This window comes from Helicobacter sp. 12S02232-10 (assembly GCF_002272895.1).
In the GTDB taxonomy this organism is placed as follows: domain Bacteria; phylum Campylobacterota; class Campylobacteria; order Campylobacterales; family Helicobacteraceae; genus Helicobacter_J.
This window is the reverse complement of record NZ_MLAQ01000002.1, coordinates 1-20,598: the sequence shown is the minus strand read 5'-3', so window position 1 is coordinate 20,598 and position 20,598 is coordinate 1. Positions and strand designations below refer to the sequence as shown.

Annotated in this window: 21 protein-coding genes and 1 tRNA gene; 15 read left to right on the top strand and 7 right to left on the bottom strand. The window is 35.6% G+C overall.

Translation table 11 applies throughout. From position 1 onward, the window contains the following. Positions 1-138 precede the first annotated feature (138 nt). The 6 genes from ilvC to ruvX are packed head-to-tail and all read left to right on the top strand — an operon-like array spanning position 139 to position 4,347. Complete coding sequence (gene ilvC / locus BKH41_RS01650; RefSeq protein ID WP_095296697.1) at positions 139-1,164, top strand: ketol-acid reductoisomerase; 1,026 nt, start codon at positions 139-141, stop codon at positions 1,162-1,164. Between the two features lie 8 nt (positions 1,165-1,172). Continuing rightward, complete coding sequence (minD, locus tag BKH41_RS01645; RefSeq protein WP_095296696.1) at positions 1,173-1,979, top strand: septum site-determining protein MinD; 807 nt, start codon at positions 1,173-1,175, stop codon at positions 1,977-1,979. Further along, positions 1,976-2,209, top strand: a complete 234-nt coding sequence (gene minE / locus BKH41_RS01640) for a cell division topological specificity factor MinE (RefSeq protein WP_095296695.1) — start codon at positions 1,976-1,978, stop codon at positions 2,207-2,209. The genes minD and minE overlap by 4 nt, the downstream gene beginning before the upstream one ends. Continuing rightward, positions 2,209-3,171 (top strand): divergent polysaccharide deacetylase family protein, encoded by a 963-nt coding sequence (locus tag BKH41_RS01635; RefSeq protein ID WP_095296694.1) that lies wholly within the window; start codon positions 2,209-2,211, stop codon positions 3,169-3,171. The genes minE and BKH41_RS01635 overlap by 1 nt, the downstream gene beginning before the upstream one ends. Continuing rightward, complete coding sequence (gene dprA, locus BKH41_RS01630; protein ID WP_095296693.1) at positions 3,161-3,949, top strand: DNA-processing protein DprA; 789 nt, start codon at positions 3,161-3,163, stop codon at positions 3,947-3,949. Before BKH41_RS01635 ends, dprA begins: the two co-directional genes overlap by 11 nt. Then, positions 3,946-4,347: a Holliday junction resolvase RuvX gene (gene ruvX / locus BKH41_RS01625; protein ID WP_095296692.1), complete on the top strand. Its 402-nt coding sequence runs from the start codon at positions 3,946-3,948 to the stop codon at positions 4,345-4,347. Before dprA ends, ruvX begins: the two co-directional genes overlap by 4 nt. A gap of 23 nt (positions 4,348-4,370) precedes the next feature. On the opposite strand, the gene BKH41_RS01620 is transcribed toward ruvX, so the two are convergent. Next, complete coding sequence (locus tag BKH41_RS01620; RefSeq protein ID WP_095296691.1) at positions 4,371-5,204, bottom strand: flagellar hook-basal body protein; 834 nt, start codon at positions 5,202-5,204, stop codon at positions 4,371-4,373. A 120-nt stretch (positions 5,205-5,324) separates the two neighbouring features. Between BKH41_RS01620 and BKH41_RS01615 the strand changes: the two genes are divergently transcribed. Beyond that, positions 5,325-5,894, top strand: coding sequence for a DedA family protein (locus tag BKH41_RS01615; RefSeq protein WP_095296690.1), 570 nt, complete (start codon positions 5,325-5,327; stop codon positions 5,892-5,894). 105 nt (positions 5,895-5,999) lie between these two features. Next, positions 6,000-6,500 carry a flavodoxin gene (locus tag BKH41_RS01610; protein ID WP_095296689.1) on the top strand — a complete coding sequence of 167 codons (501 nt, stop codon included), beginning with the start codon at positions 6,000-6,002 and terminating at the stop codon, positions 6,498-6,500. A 22-nt stretch (positions 6,501-6,522) separates the two neighbouring features. Here the strand turns inward: BKH41_RS01610 and BKH41_RS01605 are convergent, their stop codons facing one another. The 3 genes from BKH41_RS01605 to bamD form a co-directional block, all read right to left on the bottom strand. Then, entirely contained in the window at positions 6,523-7,350 is an 828-nt protein-coding gene (locus tag BKH41_RS01605; RefSeq protein ID WP_095296688.1) for a prephenate dehydrogenase, read from the bottom strand. Positions 7,351-7,428: 78 nt separating this feature from the next. Then, the gene (gene lon, locus BKH41_RS01600) at positions 7,429-9,828 is read right to left on the bottom strand and encodes an endopeptidase La (protein ID WP_095296687.1); all 2,400 of its coding nucleotides are present in this window, start codon (positions 9,826-9,828) and stop codon (positions 7,429-7,431) included. A gap of 11 nt (positions 9,829-9,839) precedes the next feature. After that, entirely contained in the window at positions 9,840-10,481 is a 642-nt protein-coding gene (bamD, locus tag BKH41_RS01595) for an outer membrane protein assembly factor BamD (RefSeq protein WP_095296686.1), read from the bottom strand. Positions 10,482-10,669: 188 nt separating this feature from the next. Here bamD and fliW point away from each other — a divergent pair, with 188 nt between their 5' ends. Further along, on the top strand, positions 10,670-11,062 hold the full coding sequence (gene fliW, locus BKH41_RS01590; RefSeq protein ID WP_095296685.1) for a flagellar assembly protein FliW: 393 nt from the start codon (positions 10,670-10,672) through the stop codon (positions 11,060-11,062). 76 nt (positions 11,063-11,138) lie between these two features. Then, positions 11,139-11,927 (top strand): pyrroline-5-carboxylate reductase, encoded by a 789-nt coding sequence (gene proC / locus BKH41_RS01585; protein ID WP_095296684.1) that lies wholly within the window; start codon positions 11,139-11,141, stop codon positions 11,925-11,927. Here the strand turns inward: proC and BKH41_RS01580 are convergent. Beyond that, positions 11,924-12,841, bottom strand: coding sequence for a PDC sensor domain-containing protein (locus tag BKH41_RS01580; protein ID WP_095296683.1), 918 nt, complete (start codon positions 12,839-12,841; stop codon positions 11,924-11,926). The genes proC and BKH41_RS01580 overlap by 4 nt on opposite strands. Positions 12,842-12,971: 130 nt before the next feature. Between BKH41_RS01580 and mraY the strand changes: the two genes are divergently transcribed. The 4 genes from mraY to metA all read left to right on the top strand — a co-directional run bounded on the left by mraY (position 12,972) and on the right by metA (position 18,225). Continuing rightward, positions 12,972-14,036: a phospho-N-acetylmuramoyl-pentapeptide-transferase gene (gene mraY, locus BKH41_RS01575; protein WP_095296682.1), complete on the top strand. Its 1,065-nt coding sequence runs from the start codon at positions 12,972-12,974 to the stop codon at positions 14,034-14,036. Between the two features lie 5 nt (positions 14,037-14,041). Further along, positions 14,042-15,292 carry a UDP-N-acetylmuramoyl-L-alanine--D-glutamate ligase gene (murD, locus tag BKH41_RS01570; protein WP_095296681.1) on the top strand — a complete coding sequence of 417 codons (1,251 nt, stop codon included), beginning with the start codon at positions 14,042-14,044 and terminating at the stop codon, positions 15,290-15,292. Beyond that, positions 15,289-17,142, top strand: coding sequence for a mechanosensitive ion channel domain-containing protein (locus tag BKH41_RS01565; protein WP_257875375.1), 1,854 nt, complete (start codon positions 15,289-15,291; stop codon positions 17,140-17,142). The genes murD and BKH41_RS01565 overlap by 4 nt, the downstream gene beginning before the upstream one ends. 162 nt (positions 17,143-17,304) lie before the next feature. After that, complete coding sequence (metA, locus tag BKH41_RS01560; RefSeq protein WP_095296680.1) at positions 17,305-18,225, top strand: homoserine O-succinyltransferase; 921 nt, start codon at positions 17,305-17,307, stop codon at positions 18,223-18,225. Here the strand turns inward: metA and BKH41_RS01555 are convergent. Continuing rightward, the gene (locus BKH41_RS01555) at positions 18,214-18,969 is read right to left on the bottom strand and encodes an exodeoxyribonuclease III (protein ID WP_095296679.1); all 756 of its coding nucleotides are present in this window, start codon (positions 18,967-18,969) and stop codon (positions 18,214-18,216) included. The genes metA and BKH41_RS01555 overlap by 12 nt on opposite strands. Positions 18,970-19,136: 167 nt before the next feature. On the opposite strand from BKH41_RS01555, the gene BKH41_RS01550 reads away from it, so the two are divergent. Further along, positions 19,137-19,212, top strand: a tRNA-Phe gene (locus BKH41_RS01550). Positions 19,213-19,346: 134 nt separating this feature from the next. Here the strand turns inward: BKH41_RS01550 and BKH41_RS01545 are convergent. After that, positions 19,347-19,766, bottom strand: coding sequence for a DUF1104 domain-containing protein (locus BKH41_RS01545; protein WP_095296678.1), 420 nt, complete (start codon positions 19,764-19,766; stop codon positions 19,347-19,349). Positions 19,767-20,598 lie beyond the last annotated feature (832 nt).

Here is a 20,598-nt window from a genome sequence, read left to right as displayed (position 1 = left end):
CAAGTTGTTATGATTATAGCACACATCATAAATCCTTTTTATCACAAAATAGAGGCAAAAATTTGCTTTAAAAGTAACTGCTAAGTTTTCTTAACATATAATCGTAGAATTTATTTCAAAAATTAAGAAGGATAAGATATGGCGTTAAAAGTTTATTATGACAAAGATTGCAATTTGGCTTTGATCCAAAAGAAAAAAGTGGCCATCATAGGTTTTGGTTCTCAAGGACACGCTCACGCGGAGAATCTTAGGGATAGTGGTGTTGAAGTTGTTATTGGGCTTTATAAAGGCGGTAAAAGTTGGGGTAAGGCAGAAGCCAAAAACTTTAAGGTGCTTGAAGTTTCTCAAGCTACAGAGTGGGCTGATGTGATTATGATTCTTATCCCTGATGAACTTCAGGCTGATGTTTTTGAAAGAGATATCGCCCCCAGTTTAAAGAAAGATAAGATCATTGCTTTTGGACACGGGTTTAATATTCATTTCGGACAGATCAAGGCTCCAAATGGCGTAGGCGTGATTATGATCGCACCAAAAGCTCCTGGACATACCGTTAGGAGCGAGTTTGTCAATGGTGGGGGGATTCCTGATCTGATTGCAGTGGAGCAAGATACTGAAAAAGGGGATGCTAAAGAAATTGCTTTAAGTTATGCGAGTGCGATTGGTGGTGGAAGAAGTGGGATTATTGAAACCACTTTTAAAGATGAAACCGAAACCGATCTTTTTGGCGAACAAGCGGTTTTATGCGGGGGTGTGAGCGCGCTTGTAAAAGCAGGATTTGAAACGCTTATCGAAGCGGGTTATCCCGAAGAGATGGCTTATTTTGAATGTTTGCACGAATTAAAGCTGATTGTAGATTTGATCTATCAAGGAGGATTAGCTGATATGCGTTATTCAATCTCAAATACTGCAGAATATGGGGATATGGTCAGTGGTCCTAGAGTGATTGGAGAAGAATCTAAAAAGGCAATGAAAAGAATCTTGAAAGATATTCAAGATGGAAAATTTGCTAAAGATTTTATTTTAGAAAGAAAAGCCGGTTATGCCAGAATGAATGCCGAAAGAAAAAATTTGAGCGAACATAAGGTTGAGAAAGTAGGCGAACGTTTGCGGGCAATGATGCCTTGGATCGGCGTAAATAGGCTTGTAGATAAAAGCAAGAATTAAGGATAGCAATGGCTGAGGTAATTACGATAACTTCGGGCAAAGGCGGGGTTGGAAAAAGCACGGCGACAGCCAATATCGCCGTAGGTTTGGCCCAAAGTGGTAAGAAAGTTGTGGCCGTAGATTTTGATATCGGTCTGCGAAATTTGGATATGATTTTGGGATTGGAAAATCGCATCGTATATGATGTGGTGGATGTGATGGAGGGAAAATGCAATCTTTCTCAAGCTCTAATCAATGATAAGAAAACAAAAAATCTTTATTTTCTCCCAGCTTCTCAAAGCAAAGACAAAAACGTTTTAGATAAACAAAAGGTTAAAACCCTTATAGAAAATTTGAAAAAGGAATTTGATTATATTTTACTTGATTCCCCTGCTGGCATTGAAGGGGGGTTTGAGCACGCAATTTTTTGGGCGGATCGTGCCCTTGTGATTGTGACTCCTGAAGTGAGTTCGGTACGCGATAGCGATAGGGTGATTGGTATTATTGATGCAAAATCAGATAAGGCTAAAAATGGTTCTGAAGTCCAAAAACATATTATTATCAATCGTTTGAAGCCTGAATTGGTAGAAAAAGGCGAAATGCTTTCAAATGAAGATGTTTTAAATATCCTTGCTCTTCCTCTTATCGGTCTTGTTCCTGAAGATAATAAGGTTGTTTCAGCAACCAATTCGGGCGAACCTGTGATTTATGGTAAAAGTCCAAGCGGAGAAGCTTATAAGAGAATCGTGAAGCGCGTGTTGGGAGAGGAGGTCGCTTTTCCCGAGTTAAAATCGCAAAGCGGTTTTTTAGGAGCTTTTAAAAGGTTGTTCCAATGAATTTGCTTGCAAAATGGTTTGGCAATGATGGGAGTGCAAAAGCTGCCAAAGATAGACTTAAAATTGTTTTAGCCCACGAAAGGAGTGTGAAGCTCCCTTATATGGAAGATATGAAACGAGAGATTTTGGAAGTGGTACAAAAATATACCCACGCTTCAAAAATTGATATCAAAGCTGATTCCAATCAAAATATCGATACATTAGAGGTCGAGATTATTTTAGGCAAATAATGAAAAAAAACGCAGTTTTTATTTCATTATTGTTTATTTGCTTTGTTTTTGGAATTTTTAGCGGCTATTGGATTTATACTCATTCTCACGCAAAAGAGTCCCTTCACAAACGCTCTGAAACAATAAACTCTAAAATCTTGAAACCTGAAGCAGAAACGATTTTTCCTAAAAAGTTAGAAGAAAATGCTTCAAACCCACCTTTGATTTTAAAAGATTCCCAAAATACATCCCTACAAGCGGAGCGAAAAGTCCGTAAAATTCCAACTCCTAAACCAAAAAAATTATCTAAAAAACCAAAATTGGGAATCATTATGGATGATATGGCCTACACTTGGCAACTCAAATTGTTACATCATCTCAAGCTTAAGATCACGCCTTCCTTTTTTCCTTATAATAATGATAATGAACTCACCCCAAAAATGGCAGCGAAAGAAAAGTTTTATATGGTTCATTTGCCTTTGGAAGCACTACATTTTTATCAAAGCCCCCACAAATGGATTAAGACAGGTCAGAGTAAAGAAGAGATTGAAAATTATATTTCTGAAATCAAAAGAGATTTTCCAAGATTGGCTTTTATCAATAACCATACTGGCAGCAAATTTAGTGCAAGTTATGAAGATATGAAAAATTTCATAGAAGTTTTGGAAAAATACGACATTGTTTTTGTAGATTCTCGAACAACCATTGAGACCAAAGCCCCTGAAATTTATGCACAAATGCATAAACCTTTACTTTCAAGACAAATATTTTTAGATAATGTTTTAAATGTGCAAGATATTCTTTTGCAAATCAAAAAAGCAATTGCTATGGCGAAGAAAAAGGGCTATGTCATTGCAATTTGTCATCCACATAAAGAGACTTTTGAAGCACTTGAAATTGCAAAGAAAACGCTTTTTGACAAAGTAGAACTTGTTTATATCAAAGATATTTTTGATTCGGTGAAAAAAACATATGAAAAGTGATTTTGTTTTTTCGCCTTTATATCCTCTTCCATCGTCTTTCAATGCCCTTAAAAATATCCCCAAACAGCTCTATTATACCGGCAATCCCAATCTTTTAGAGGCGCATTTTAAAATTGCTATCATAGGGACTAGGCGCCCAAGCCCTTATACCAAAAACTTTACTTTTGCTTTAGCCAAAAAAATTTCTCAAAATCAAGGCATTGTAGTGAGCGGGGGTGCATTGGGAGTGGATATCATTGCACAAAATGCGGCACTTCCCAATACGATTATGGTTTCTCCGACAAGTCTAGATATGATTTATCCTGTTTCAAATGCTGCTGTTATCTCTCAAATAGCCCAACAAGGATTGATTTTGAGTGAATATGAAAAAAATTACCCTCCAAAAAATTATTCCTTCATACAGCGTAACCGACTTGTGATTGCTTTAAGCGATTTAGTCATCATTCCCCACGCAGATTTAAACAGCGGTTCAATGCAAAGTGCCAAAATCGCTATAGAATGCAATAAGCCTATTTTTGTTTTGCCCCAGCGTCTTGATGAGAGCAAGGGAACGAATTTTTTGCTTCAGAATGCATTAGCGCAAGCTATTTATGATATAGATGTCTTTGTGGGGCAAATTTTTGGCAAACAAGAAAAAAATAACGATGAATTCTTGAGATTTTGTGCCAATATGCCTACTTTTGAGGAGGCTTATTTGATGTATGGAGATTTGGTTTTAGAATATGAGCTTGAGGGGAAAATTGTGAGAGAAAATGGATTTTTAAAGGTTGTATTATGATTGTGGCGTGCGATGTAGGGCTTAAAAGAATCGGTTTGGCGGGCTATATTGGCGGGGTTGTCTTGCCAATGGAACCCATCATTCGTAAAAATCGCCACCAAGCCGCCCAAGAGCTTTCAAATTTTTTGGAGTTGAAAAAGGCTTCCATTCTTGCGGTGGGACTACCTAGTGCCCAAGATGAAAATTTGACGCCAATGTATCATCGTATTAGGCATTTTATGGGACTTGTAAAATTTCAAGGAAAAATTGTTTATGTCAATGAGGATTATTCAAGTATTGAGGCGTTTGAAGATATTCTTTATATGGGAAAAAAATCTAGAAGACAAGCTTGTAAAAACGGAAAATTAGATTCTTTAGCAGCTTGTAAAATATTAGAAAGATACTTAAAGAGCATTTAAGCCACAAGAAGGACTCTATAGAGTTAAGCCCTTACTGCAAGTTTGCTGATAGCTTCAGTGTTGAGGTCATCCATATGGGTTTTGAGAACTTTGGAATACATATCAACCAATCGGTTGGTTTCAATCAGATTTGTCATTTCGGTAACGGCATTTACATTGCTTTTTTCGACAAAATATTGAACTAGAGAATTTGGAGCGATCAGATTTTCTCTTTCATTGATTTTATCCTCGGGGTATTCATAGAGATTTTTACCGACTTTTTTGAGATACTTAGGATTAGCAAAACTAACGATTGCGATCGCTCCTGCTGCCAATGTTTCTCCAATAGCTTCATTAGCAGTATCCCTAAAATAAAGATTGCCGTTTTTGTCTGCTTCTATTTCCATACCTTGTGCCATCATAATCCCGCCTTGATTGTCCAAACCAACTCTGCTTAAAACGTGATACCCTTCTTTGGTACTAAGCATACCATCTGTTCCTATTGTAAAGCTTCCATCGCGGGTATATCTGATGCCATCAGGGGTTTGAATTGCAAAATAAGCATTTTCTCTTTGCAGGGCAAAATCTAAAGGATTTTCCGTTCTGCTCATAGCACCCATAGCTCTATCTGTGTATTCTTCAGAAATGATAGGCACTCGATCCAAATTTCTGTTGATGTATTTGGCGGCATCTCGGGTTTGATTTTTGATAGGCAGGGTTTCTTGATGGGTTTGATAAAGCCTTAAAAAATCCCCGATAACCACATCATCGCGTTTAAAAGAATTGGTATTGAGATTGGCAAGATTATTTGAGATCAAATCAAGTCGATTGAATTGAGTGACCATACCCCCTGTTGCAGAGTAATAACCATTTTGCATTGAAACCTCTTTGTCGGATTTAAACTTGATTCAAGCAAGTTTTATTCCCATAGAATTTATTGATGATATTTGTTATCATTTTTGGGTAGAATAAGCGTAGTTTTGAGAGAAAGAGGAGAAATGCAACAGACTATTCAATCGTTTCAAGATTCTTTTCAAACGTGGGGATATTTGATTTTATTTTTGTATTGTATGGGTAGCGGGTATGTGGGCATAGTCGTTGCAGGCATACTCAGTTCTTTGGGCAGTATGGATATAGGGATTTCGATTTTGGTTGCTTTTTTGGGCAATACTTTTGGAAGTAGTGTTTTAGCATTTTTGGGCAGGTATCAAAAAAGTGAGATTTTTAAATACTTCTCAAAACACCGCAGAAAAGTTGCCTTAGTCCATATCTGGATGAAAAAATACGGAATTTGGCTGATTTTTATCAACAAATATATCTATGGAGTCAAAACAATTGTTCCTATCGCAATTGGTTTGAGCAAATATGATTTGAAAAAATTTTTAATTCTAAATGCTTTTTCTTGTGGTATTTGGGCTGTATTTCTAGGTATGGTATCATTTTTTGCAAGTGAGTTTATCAAGAGGATTTTTTCTGCAGCAAGCGATATGCCTTATTTAATGCCTTTGATTTTCATAGTATTTGTTGTGGTTATTTGGTTTTTGTTAAAAAAATTTAGTAAAAAATAGCAATATTTTTGAAATGTTTTTGATTTGTTTTCATAGGAAAGTTTTTGATATATACATTTTGATGTATAATATCGCATTTAAAAATAAATCATAAAGGATAAAAAAATGAAAAAAATAGGAATTTTTTATGGAAGCGATAGTGGAAATACTCAGACAGTCTGCGAAAAAATAGCTGATAAACTTGGCAAAGAGAACGTGGAACTTATTGATGTTGCAAAAGCTTCTAAAGACCAGCTTTTAGGATTTGATAATCTTATTTTAGCAAGTTCAACTTACGGGAGTGGCGACCTTCAAACTGATTGGGAAGATTTCATCGGTTCTTTAGAAGAAGGTGATTTTTCTGGAAAAACAGTTGCGCTTGTAGGACTTGGAGATCAAGACACTTATAGCGATACATTTTGTGATGCGCTTTATCATTTGTATGAAAAAGCAAAGGGTGGCAAGCTAATTGGTCAAACTTCTACTGATGGCTATACTTTTGATGATTCTAAAGCAGTTGATGGGGATAAGTTCGTAGGATTGGCAATTGATGAAGACAATCAAGATGATTTGACAGAAGAAAGAATTGATTCTTGGGTCAATCAAATCAAATCAAATTTTGCTTAATTTTTTAAGCATTTGATTGAATTTACATAAAATTTTGAAGAGTGTTGGCCTTAGCCATCCACTCTTTGAGCTCTTCCCAATTTTCTTCTTGAATCAGTTTTTCAGCAAGTAACATTTCTTTTCCAAACAAATCAATTGATTTTAAGACATTTTCTTTATTTTGTTTAAAAATATCATTCCACATAATTGGAGAGCTTTTTGAAATCCGGCTCATATCTTTAAAGCCCCCACCTACAAGAGCAAGGATTGTTTGTGGGTTTTCTTGGGAAAGAACGGTGTTTGCAAGCGCATAACTGATGATATGAGGAAGATGACTGATAAAGGCAATGTGCTTATCGTGGTCTTTGGAATTCATTTTAATGATACGCATTCCAATGGAAAGAAAAATTTCTTTCGCACAAGCAATTTGAAATTCACCACTATTTTCTAAATCCGTAAAGATAATGATTTTATTTTTAAACAAATCTTTAAGGGCGGCCTTTGGTCCATAAAATTCAGTCCCACTCATAGGATGGGCAGCGATAAAATTTTTACGTATTTTAGGGGGAACAGCAGCGATAATTTTTTCTTTTGCCCCTCCTAAGTCAATAATCGTCGTATGAGGAGAGGTTTTATCTAATTTTTGAAGAGCTTGAATAATCCCTTCTAAAGGGATGGCTAAAAAAATAACATCGCATTCTTGGATCTCATCAAAGCTCACACATTCATCGACCAAACCTAAAGATAATGCCTGTTGGGTATGCAGTGGGTTGATATCATAGCCCAAAATGGTTTTAAACATCTTAGCTTGTTGCAATGCTAGTCCCATCGACCCGCCAATGAGACCCAAACCGATAATTCCTGCCTGCATTTTTTCCTCCGTTAAATAAAACATTATAATGCAAATTCAAAGCATTTGCCCAAAGATTAAAAACTAAGTTGGCAGTTTTTATAAAAGAACTTCTTTTAAAACCTCTTCAATTTTGCTGACAGGAACGATTTGCATTTCTTTTTTGACTTCTTCAGGAATATCTTCCAAATCTCTTTTATAATTTTTTTCAGGGATAAGAACTTTTTTGATTCCTGCTTTATGGGCTGCAATCAGCTTTTCTTTGAGTCCTCCAATAGGCAAAACTACTCCTGTTAATGTTAATTCACCCGTCATTGCAACATCTGAACGTGTCTTTTTTTCACATAAAATCGAAGCAATCACACTTGCCATAGCAATGCCAGCACTAGGACCATCTTTTGGCGTAGCGCCTTCAGGAACGTGTAAATGGATATCATAGAGATTATAATTTTGAACTTCCTGATCTTTTTTACTCTTTTTTGATTTTGGTGAATGTATTTTTAAAACTTCTGAATCAATCAATACTTTGATGACAGAAAATGCAATGCGTGCTGACTCTTTCATCACATCTCCCAAACTACCAGTGAGTGTAAGCGAGCCTTTTCCTTTGATTTTAATCGCTTCGATTTTAAGCACATCTCCCCCGACACTTGTCCAAGCCAATCCGTTGATGATCCCGATTTTATTTTCTTTATCAACAGCATCAATTTCAAAAACGATTTTATCAAGATAATGTGGCAATTCTTTGGGGACGATGATAATTTTTTTCATTTTTTCTTTTGATTCGAGGATAATTTTTGCACATTTTCTCATAATGGTTGCAATATTTCGGCGCAGGTTTCTCACACCTGCTTCGCGAGTATATTTTTCGATGATGATTTTGATAGCATCAGGTGTGATAGCGATTTCACTTGATTTTAAAGCGTGTTTTTTAATCTCTTGAGGGATCAAGTATTTTTTTGCTATCTCTTCTTTTTCTTGAGGAGTATAGCTTGAGACAGCAATAAATTCCATTCTATCGCGTAATGGAGGCGGAATATTGGAAATATCATTGGCAGTGGCAATAAAAATGATTTGAGAAAGATCAATGTTAAAATTCGTGTAATAGTCCCTGAACGCAATATTTTGCTCAGGATCAAGAATTTCAAGCAATACACTTGTAGGGTCGCCACGCATACTTCTTCCCACTTTATCAATCTCATCAAGGACCATCACAGGATTCATCTCTTTAGCCTCAATCAATCCTTGTACGATTCTTCCAGGCATCGCACCCAAATAAGTGCGTCGATGCCCTCTGAGTTCATTGACATCTTCAAGACCACCAAGTGCAATTCTGATTAAAGGGCGTTCAATGGCTTTGGCGATTGAGTTTGCAAGACTTGTTTTTCCCACACCTGGAGGTCCATAAAAGCAAAGAATTGTTCCTTTTCCTTCGGCATTTGTTTTATTTCTGAGATTTAAAAGTTCCCTGACAGCAAAATATTCAACAATACGTTCTTTTGGTTTTTGGAGGGAATAGTGATCAGAATCAAGCTGTTTTTGAACATTTTTTATTGAAAGTTTTTTCTTTCTAAATTTTCCAAATGGAATTTCAAGCACCCATTCAATGTAGTTTTGAACAACATTTGCATCGGCGCTGTCTTGGTGCATTTTACTCAAGCGATCAATTTGTTTTTTGACTTCTTTATAAGCTTCTTTGTCCATAGAAAGTTTGATTTTTTCAAGTTTTTGGTAATATTGATCGATCTCTTCATCTCTTTGCTTATCAACCCCGAGTTCTTTTTGGATTTGTTTGAGTTGCTCTTTAAGAAAATATTCTTTATTGATTTGTTCCATTTTGTTATGGACTTTGCTTTTAATTTCTTTTTGAAGTTTTTGTGTTTGGGTTTCTTCAATCACAAGATCAATCAAAAGCAACAATCTTTCTTCTGTGTCATCACTAGCAAAAAGACGATAAGACTGCTCTTTTTTTAATCTTAAAGCAGAGGCAATAAGATCGATGATTCGATTAGGGTCGTCGTTGTCATCAATGGTTTTGAGTAGGTCTGGAGGAAAAAATTGACTGATATTGGCAAGACTAGTGACTTTTTCACGCAAGACTTCCATAATGGCATTGATTTTATCTGGATCGTAATTTTTATAAACAATGACATCTACAAGTGCTTGAAGCGGATCTTCATCTTCTATAGACAGGATTTTTCCTTTTGTAATGCCTTGAAAAAGAAGCTTGACTCTCCCATCAGGAAGTGCCACTTTTCGCATAATGCTCCCAATGACCCCTACATCATAAAAGCTGTCTTTAAGTCTTTTTTGTTCTTGAGAATTTTTTGCACAGCTTACAAACACGAGATCATTTTGCTCAAGAGCTTTGTTGGCAGCTTTGATATTGGGCTCATCTGTGATGAAGATAGGAGCGATCATAAAAGGATACATAAAAACTTCATCTTCAATGATGACAGGCATCACGCTTGGAAAGTTGCCGTAACTATTTATTTGCATATCAGATTCCTTTACCAGTTAAATATAACGACATACCACGGGATGTGCGAAGGTTTTGGGTGAGTTTCTTTCTCAAGTTTTTCATCAATCCTATCGAGATATTTTTCTAAAGCCTCTTTTTTGTGTTGTTTTTTATAAACGTTTGCAATGGCTTTATTGAGTTCATTTTGCCCCAAAATGAATTTTACCTGCATATATTCTACATACGGAAGATAGCGACTATTAGGGTATTTATTGAGAAAAATATCTAAAGCTTGGATTGTATCTGATATAAATTCTTGATCCTTGCTTTGATTTCTAAAAGCATAATAATGGGCTTGTAATTTTAAAAAAGCAATATAATCGGCATTTTCAATCGTTCCATATCGCTTCAGATATTCATCAAAATAAAATTCAGCTAAAATATATTCTTCTTCGCTCATATGTGCCTGCCCTAAAATAAGCATTGCTTCAGGCAATAAAGGGGAATTGATATGCTCGCTTTGAAGAGAAGAATAATAATTATCAGCAGTTTCAAGATTCCCGAATTTGATTTCTTTTACAATGCCTTGATACCAGTATATGGCGGGCTTATTGTATTCTGTATTTTGTTTTGCGCAAGCTGCAAAAATGATAATGGTAAAAATTAAAAAAATAATTTGCTTATAAGGCATAAAGCTCCTAATTTTATTTAGTTTCTTGTAGTCTTTATTTTGTATTATACCTAATCTCACGCAATCAATTAGAAAAATAATTTTGTAAAATTGATTTTTAGATGTAAAATTTGGATAAAATCTAAAGAATATATGATAAGATTTGTTTTCTAAAATATAGTATTTAGTATAAGTTAGGGGTTTAACAAATGATTTTTGATGTAAAATCGCCAATTTTGGGATTTGAAAATGTCATAAAGATGAAGCTGGAAAGAATAGATGACATTTTTGTTCGCCTTAGCAACGCAGAAAGTGATGTTCCTGTCTTCACGCTCATCAATCCGTTTGTTTTAAGAGAATATGAATTTGATGTTCCCATTGCTTTGAAACTTTTGCTCGACCTTGAAAATAGCAACAATGTTTTTACAGCCAATATTATGGTTATTCAAACCCCGATTCAAAATTCCACGATTAATTTTCTAGCCCCCGTTGTCTTTAATTTCGACAATCAAACAATGGGACAGGTCGTTTTAGACAGTCTTAAATACCCTCAATATGGTCTTGCTGAGCCTATCGCCAATTATTATAAAGAAGAAAAATAATTTTATTGCTATTTATTTAACTTAATTTTTTATATTTTAAGAATTATTTTAAATAAAATTTAATAAAGGATTGAGAATGCCAGCTCAAAAAACATTACTTTTTGTCGGGTATGGAAATATGGCCAAAGCAATTGCACTAGGAATTGCAAACAGCAATTTAAAAGACATTTATCGATTTGAAATCACAGGAAGAAATCCTCAAAAAGCTCAAAAATTCCTTGAAGAAAATCATTTAACAGGAGAAGCAAAAATCTATGATCCATCATTAGGGATTGATGTAGATGGAAAAATCGTTATTTTATGCATCAAGCCTTATGCTTTAGAGAGTTTTAAATATAAAGGCAATGCCAATTCCGTGTATAGCGTGATGGCAGGAGTGAATATCGATACGTTAAAACAGCATATCATTTCTGCCAATTATGTCAAGGCAATGCCCAATGTCGGGGCTAGATATCAAAAGTCATCGACGGCTGTGTATATGGAGGGAAACATTGCTGAAGAGGCAAAAAAAATCATTTCAAGTTTTGGCTGTGCTGTTTTTGTGGATTCTGAATCTTTAGTAGATGCTTCTATAGCCACAGGAGGCAGTTCGCCGGCTTTTTTAGCTTTGGTTGCTCAAGCATTGATTGATGCAGGTGTCAGGGAGGGGTTGAAGCGTGAAGATGCGCTCAGTCTTGTTAGAACGACATTTGAAGGATTTTCGCATTTGCTTTGTGAGCAATCCCCTGATCAAATCATCTCTTCAATTACAAGTCCGGGAGGAACGACGATAGAAGGTCTTTTTGTGCTTGAAGATAGGGCGGTTAGAGGTGCTTTTATTCAGGCTTGTCACGAAGCTGTATTAAAATGCAAGAAGAAGCACTAGTTTCTCTCATCCTTGTTCATCGCACCATAAGCAAACTTCACATAAACAGATAGCCCGATTAGAAGCATTGCTACTCCGCCTGTAAGGAAGACTGCATAGATAATTTTATCAGGCTCACTGATAGTGAATTTAAATACCAACATCAATGCTTCGATAGCCAAAGCAATCACAATGGATCCCAAAAAGCGAATCATTGTTTTGTGAATGGCACGATGATTATCCCCGCTATTTTTTCCCAAAACCTCTTCTTCAAAAATTGCTTTAACCAGATCAAAGATTGCCAAAGCCAAAGTGAGCAAGATAGTGGATTCAAAAACTTCTTTGATATCAAAGCTTCTAAAATGGATTGAAGCTGTCCAAAAACTTGCAATACCTTTTATAAAAAGTAGGATAGATACCAGAGTGAGCATACTTGAAAGAGAAAAATACATAGCGATACTAAAATTTGAAAACACATCATAAAAACGACTTGGAGAGCTGATATTGATAGCTTCTTTAAGAGGAATATCAACACACACTACAAAAAGAAGCTCACGTTTTGCATTATAAACAGGATAGGAAGAAGTCACAACGAGATTCCCATCAATTTGGGTGGGGTAGGGATTAGTGATGATACATTTTTGCTCTTTGAGAGCTTCAGAAAAATACGCTCTATCGGCAAAATTTTCACAAATATCGTGTCGAACGTTTTTATTCCCCGTAATTGTTTCACTGATTTGGTTGCCTTTGGAATCTAAAATATAGATGCAATCAAAGGCTTTAATTTCATCTTTGATTTTTTTGATTGCATTTAAAACAGAGTCAAAAGTTGTTTCAGGCATATAGTTTTTGATATTTTGAGTGAATAAGTAACAAATGTAGGCACGCAGTTCGGATCGGATTTTTGAATAGGTGGTGATGTCTTTTGAGAGCATAGCAGATTTCCTTAAAGTTTTGTTGTCTGTTGTGAAATTTTACTATGAATTTAAGTGTTTTGAATTTTTAAAGATTTTATCTTTAAAACTGGTTTATAATTCTAAAATCTAAATAACAATGGGGATGCCTATGCTATATTATTTGTATTCGGTTTTTGGAATCAATGTATTCCAATACCTGACTTTTAGAGCGGGGATAAGTTTTTTTGTGGCTTTTTGCCTATGTGCTTTTGTGATGCCCTCTTTTATCAAATGGGCAAAATCAAAAAAAGCCAATCAACCCATATCAACTTTTGTTCCCGCCCATCAGGGCAAGGCAAATACACCCACGATGGGGGGAATAGTATTTATTTTAGCTGGGGTTCTTGCTTCGCTTTTAAGTGTCAAGTTAGATAATGCTTATGTTGTTTTGGGTCTGATTGTTTTGATCGCCTTTGGTTTGATTGGAGCTAGAGATGATTATATGAAGATTGCAGCCAAGAAAAACAGCGGTATGAGTGCGAGATTAAAATTTATTCTTCTGTTTATCGTTTCAGTAGGTGTTGCAAGCTCTTTGAGCATAAACGGACTTGATTCAAGCCTGTATGTGCCTTTTATGAAAAAACCTTTGCTTTATTTGGGGGATTATCCAGGTGTAGCGATTGCTTTTTGGACATTGGTATTTTTAGCAACTACTAATGCAGTCAATATTACGGATGGTCTTGATGGATTAGCAAGTGTGCCAAGCATCTGTGCTTTGGTATCTTTGTCCATATTTGTTTATATTGCTGGTAATGCTGAATTTTCAAGATACCTTTTATGGCCTCGCGTTGTAGATGCTGGCGAACTTTTTGTTGTCTCTGTTGCATTGATTGGTGCTCTTTTTGGATTTTTGTGGTACAACTGCCATCCCGCTCAAGTTTTTATGGGGGATAGTGGCAGTCTTGGTATCGGCGGATTTATTGCTTATATGGCGATAGTTTCAAATAACGAAATTTTATTGATTTTGATCGGATCGATTTTTGTGATTGAAACCCTTTCAGTCATTCTTCAGATCGGAAGTTACAAAACCCGCAAAAAAAGAATTTTTTTAATGGCACCCATCCACCATCATTTTGAGGTCAAGGGTTGGGCGGAAAACAAAATCATCGTGAGATTTTGGATCATTGCGATTTTGAGTAATATCATTGCTTTGATGAGTATCAAAATAAGGTAAGCAATATGAAGAACGTTTCAGTTTTTGGCTATGGTGTCACGACGAAGCCCATTGTCAAATTTCTTAATCACAAAGGGATAAAATGTGTCATTTTTGATGATAAGTTTTTAAGCCCATCAACAGATGAATACGGGAATCTTTTATTGCCCTCTGATGAATTTAAAGCACAAGATTCTGAAATAGAGATTTTAAGTCCTGGCATTCCCCCAACCCATTTTTTGATTCAGAAGTCAAAAAATCCCATTGGCGAGTACGATTATTTTTATGATTTATTTTCACCCTCTTATTGTCCTCAAACCATTTGGATTAGCGGAACTAACGGCAAAACGACGACAACAGAAATGCTCACGCTTTTGCTCTCTAAATTTGGGGCACAAAGTGGGGGAAATATCGGCACACCTTTAGCCGAACTTTATACAAAAAAAGCACCTTTGTGGGTTTTAGAAACAAGTTCTTTCAGCATTCACTATATCTGCAAGGCTTTTCCAAATCTATATCTTTTGCTTCCGGTAAAAGAAGATCATATCAGTTGGCACGGGAGTTTTGAAGCTTATGTTTGTGACAAGCTCAAACCGCTTTCATTGATGCAACAAGACACTTATGCTATTTTGCCTGAAGAATTTTCTCAAAGACCTGAAGTGATAAATTTTATAGGAAAAGCCTTTTTTTACAGCGATTCACAAAGCTTGGCTGAAAAAATCGGCGTGTCTATAAAAGATATTTGCTTCCAAGAGCCTTTTTTGCTTGATGGACTTTTGGCATTATATGCTTCAAAGATTTTATTCAATCAAGCTGATATTGATTGTCTCAATACTTTCAAGGTAGGTGCTCATCGGATTGAAGAATTTAATGACAAAAAAGGGCGCTTATGGGTTGATGATAGCAAGGGAACAAATGTAGATGCCACGCTTGAAGCACTGAAACGCTATAAAAATAAAAAAATATTTTTGATTTTGGGAGGAGATGACAAAGGAGCAGATCAAAAACCTATTTTTGAATTGGCAAAACATTTAGACATAGAAATTTTTACGATAGGAAGCAATGAAAAAAAGCTTTTAGCTATGGGGGAAAGCTACGCTCTTAAAATATACCCGTGTTCTAGATTGGAAGAAGCAATCAAGAAAATAAAAGATGTCTTAAAAAGCGATGGCGTGGGCTTGCTCTCTCCTGCAGCTGCAAGCCTCGATCAGTTCAAATCCTATAAAGAACGTGGGGAAATATTTCGACAATCTGTTTTAAAAGAGGAACAAGAATGAAAAAAATTATTTTTAGTTTTGCCATTATGATTTTTGGGGTTTTTGCTCCGATTTCTTTAAAGGCTTTAGACAATCCAGATTTTATTGATTTATATGTGATTTTAAAACAGATTGATCAAATCAATCAAGTCATAGATACGTATAAAAAGGATCCGCATAAATCTCAAGAAACAGCTTTGTATGCTGATCAAAAAAATGATTTGATGAAAGAGCTTGCTACAAAGATTGTCAGTCACAAAGAAAAAATTGGTATCAATATCGAGCAAAACAAAACCGATCAAGAAAAAATCAAGCAAAAGCTTCAAGTAAGCGAACAAACAAAGGATATCTACGCATTGATGAGCGATAAAATTTCTTTAGATTCGCTTTGGCTTGATCAAAGTATGTATGAGTTTTTAGAAAAATTACGCAAAAAAATTGATTTTTTCAGTCAAAAAGATGATGTGGTTAAAATCGTCTCGCCTTATCTATTGCAATTTGCCCAAAAAAAAGCTCAAAAATATTCTTTGCCCACAGAACTCAAAGAGGCTCAAAAACATACGCTTCAAACCCAACTCAATCATTATCAAACCAAGCTTGAAACCTATATGGAAATTTTAAGCTACATTCAAAAAAATGCCCAAGAGGTGCTCCCTCAAAATGCAGCTATGAATATAGGAATGGAATGGGTATTGGAGAAAATTGACCACTATATCCCTTTGAATACAAGTAATTTAGGAATTGCCAAAGTCATACTTTCTTTGGTAATGCTGATGATTTTGCTTGGATGTCGAAAGATTGTTGCTCGCATCATTATGAAGCTGATAGATTTTTTTATAAAATTTACTCGCCACAATCAAGAAATACAAAACAAGATCCGCAATGATATCATTGCCCCGATTTCAGCGTTTTTATTGATTTGGAGCTTTGCCATTGCTTTGGATATTTTGTACTACCCCAATTTTCCCTCTCCAAAGATTGAAGTGTGGTTTGGAGTGGTTTATATAGCCCTGATAGCTTGGTTTGTGATTTCTTTGCTAAAGGGTTATGGGACAGCTTTTATCACCACCATCGCTCAAAAAAGCACAGATGGATTCCGAAAAGAAGTGATCAATTTGATTTTAAAAATTCTTTATTTTATCGTGATTGTTTTTGCTCTTTTGGTGATTTTAAAACATTTAGGGTTTAATATTTCTGCCATTGTCGCTTCTTTAGGCATCGGGGGATTGGCGGTTGCTTTGGCGGTAAAAGATATGCTGGCAAATTTCTTTGCTTCTGTAATGCTTCTTTTTGACAACTCTTTTTCTCAAGGCGATTGGATAGTTTGTGGGGATATTGAAGGGAGTGTCGTAGAAATGGGGTTGCGACGCACAACCATCAGGACATTTGATAATGCAATGCTTTTTGTCCCAAATTCCGAACTTGCTAATAAATCGATTCGAAATTGGAATCGACGCAAGGTTGGCAGACGCATTAAAATGAGTGTCGGCTTAACTTATGATTCTACAAGAGAGCAGCTCCAAAAGTGCGTTAAAGAAATCAGAGAAATGCTTTTAAATAATCCCAATATCTCAAAAGACACCGATGAACGCGGCTCGATAGATTATCAACTCATTGTCAAAAAAGATATTATCTCAATGGATGATTATTTGGGTTATAAAAGCACGCTTTTTGTTTTTGTAGATGAATTTGCCGATAGCTCCATCAATATCTTGATTTATTGCTTTACAAAAACTGTGGTTTGGGGAGAGTTTTTAAAAGTCCAAGAAGAAGTGATGCTTGAAATTATGCGTATTGTCCAAGCCGATGGCTTAAGCTTTGCTTTTCCAAGCCAAAGCGTTTATGTCGAGAGTTTGCCCAAACCTGCTTGATTTTTTGAAAACTCCATATCTGAGAAACATTTGAAAATCTAATGTTTCATTGTTTCCATTTCAGATGATTCTTTGGGTTTTTTCTTCTTTGATTTATGTTTTATTTATATAATAAACACATATCGTGTTTATTATATATTTGCAAAACGGAGGGGGAAACCTATGCCTGTAATCATTCCTCAAGAAATCCCAGCTTTTAAAGCGCTTCAAAATGAGAATATTTTCGTAATGTCTTCAACTAGAGCGCTCAGACAAGATATCCGACCAATTGAAATTGCAATATTTAATTTGATGCCCACCAAAATCCAAACTGAAAGCCAACTCATAAGGCTTCTTGCTAATTCACCCCTCCAAGTCAAGATTACTTTGCTTACGACGCAAACTTATGAGAGCAAACATACGCCTAAAACCCATTTGGAAAGGTTTTATAAAAAATTCGATGCACTCAAAAATATGTATTTTGATGGAATGATCATCACAGGAGCTCCGATTGAGACAATGGAATTTGAAGAAGTGGCTTATTGGGATGAAATGAAAGAGGTTTTAGAATTTGCTCAAACTCACGTCAATAGCACGATTTATATTTGTTGGGGGGCGATGGCAGGTCTGTATCATCATTATGGCATTCAAAAATACCCTTTGGATAAAAAAGTTTTTGGTGTTTTTGCCAATTCCAAAACAAATACCTCCGATATTTTGTTTAACGGGTGTGATGATAAGATTTATATGCCTCATTCTAGGCACACTAAAGTTGATGAAGAGAAAATTTTGCAATGCCAAGATTTATGTGTTTTATGTGAAGATACTGAAGCAGGGGCGGGCATTATCAAATCTCGTGATAATAAAAAGATTTTCATTATCGGGCATTTGGAATACGATCGCGATACCCTAAAGCAAGAATATGAAAGAGACATCGCCAAAGGGCTAAAGATAGATGTGCCAAAAAATTATTTCGATTCAAATCATCAAGCAAGTGTGAATTGGCGGGCAGGGGCGAGCTTGATTTTTAGCAATTGGCTCAATTATTATGTTTATCAAGTCACCCCTTATGAACTGAACTTCTCTCAGACTTTAAACATCTAGTTCGATGCCTACGGGGCAATGATCGCTCCCTGTAATTTCAGGGTATATTGCAGCACTTTTGAGTTTTGGAGCAAGAATATTTGAGCATAAAAAATAATCGATTCTCCAACCCGTGTTGTTTTCTCTAGCTTTGCCCATATAACTCCACCACGTGTAAGCCCCCTCTAAATCAGGGTAAAAATACCGATAAGTATCTGTAAAGCCAGCATTGAGCAATTGAGTAAATTTCTCTCTTTCTTCATCTGTGAAGCCGGCATTTTTTCGATTCGTTTTTGGATTTTTAAGGTCAATTTCTTGATGCGCGACATTTAAATCCCCACACACAACAACAGGCTTTTTTATTTCCAATTGCTTTAAGAATGTTCTAAAGTCATCCTCCCATTGCATTCGGTAGGGTAATCTTTCAAGTTCGCGCTTGGAATTTGGCGTATAGACATTCACTAAATAAAAATGCTCATATTCTATAGTAATGATCCGACCTTCTTTATCGTGATGTTCAATACCCATATCATAAGCTACGCAAAGAGGTTTGATTTTTGAAAAAATCGCCACGCCCGAATAACCTTTTTTTTCAGCCGAATTCCAATATTCTTCATACCCCTTAAATTCAAATGCAGCTTGATCTGGACTCATTTTTGATTCTTGAATACAAAAAATATCAGCGTTAATAGAAGTAAAAAACTCCATAAAGCCTTTGTTCATACACGCCCTCAAGCCATTCACATTCCAAGAGATGAGCTTCATTATTTTCCTTAACGATAGGATGAATTTGATGGCTAGATTATAGCTTTTTGATTTTAATATCAGAATTTCATCGCCGTTGTTTGTCAAATCCAAATCAATTTAACAATGAATCAAATCGTTTAAGTTGTTTTTCAAGGGTTTTTTGGAATAATCCATCTTTTAAATTTGGCTTGATAGCTCAGTCGGTAGAGCAGGAGACTGAAAATCTCCGTGTCGGTGGTTCGATTCCGCCTCAAGCCACCATATGCCTATACAATCCATTTATTTTTAAAACACACACAACTAACTAAACCACAAATATATTGAAATACTATAGAAAGAATGAAATCAGAAGAATAGAAAATGATGGCAGGAAACCCCTGCCATTTGCAAGATGATTATTTGTCTTTTGAATGTTTATGATTAGCATCGTGAGATTTTTTGTGTTGGTGATCCATATCGCATTGATAATGATGATCCAAACCACTTGCTTTTAATTGCTCTTTAGTCATTGTCTTTTTTTTCGCATCGATAGCTTTTTTAACAGCCTCTCGTCTTTCTCTGAATTCTTTGAGGGTCATATTATCCGTATTTTTTTTCATCGCTTCTTCGAGCTTTTGATGGAATTTCATCGCCTCATCTTTTTTCATTGTCTTCATTCGCTTATTGAGTTCGATTTTATAATCAGGAACATCTTTTGGTGCTACTATTCCTGCCATTTGTACAAGATCATCGTTGCTTTTTTTAGAAAAATCAGCACCGAAAGCAAATGAAGCACATATTGCGCCTGCCAAAATCATTGAAGTAATTTTTTTCATTTTTTTTCCTTTATGTTAAAAAATTAGACAGCAATTATAAGTCTTGTATGTGAATCATCTGTTAATTTGCTATCTACACAATCTTAAAAATCTTAATAAAATATAAAACCCCTCATTGCATTTGAATGAAAGGATTTCAAGCAAATACTGATAACACTCCTAAAGCAGTCCATCATATAGAACCAAAATTTCTTCATTACACTTGCAAGCATTTTGATTGCATTGCTTGAAAGAGGAAGCTCTCCATTTGCTCTTCAAACAGATTTAAGAATTTGTATTTTTTTCCTTTTTTCTTAGATTCAGATCTGTTTTTAATCTGATTTTCTGAAACATTGCACAATATTTCAGAGATTTATCAAATATTTTTAATAATATTTATATTAAATATAGTAAATTTATAATTATATTAGTAAATATATCAAATCAAATAAATCACAAAATTATAAAAAAATGTCAATTCAATGCTATAAAACACAAATTATGAAAAAATAATTAATGGATTTTTTAATGAAATTGTGTTTTAATGTAGGTAATAAAATCTTTAATCAAAGATAATTTAAGGAGCATTCTAATGAATCCAATCAATAAAATAAACAAACGCGATCAAGCCCACATCGATACCTCACTGGGTAATATTTTCGCACGGGGGGGGGGGGGCAAAATAATCACTCCCGAAATTGCCCTTCGCTTAAAGATTCCAACCAGACCGGAAGGGGGTCGTGTAGGGAGAGAGGGGAAGTCGCGGGGGGCGCCGTCGCCTAGCAAAAAACACACAATAGTGACGTGCGCTGCGAACGTGTTGTGTTGCAGCGCTAGGTCGTCGAGTCGCACC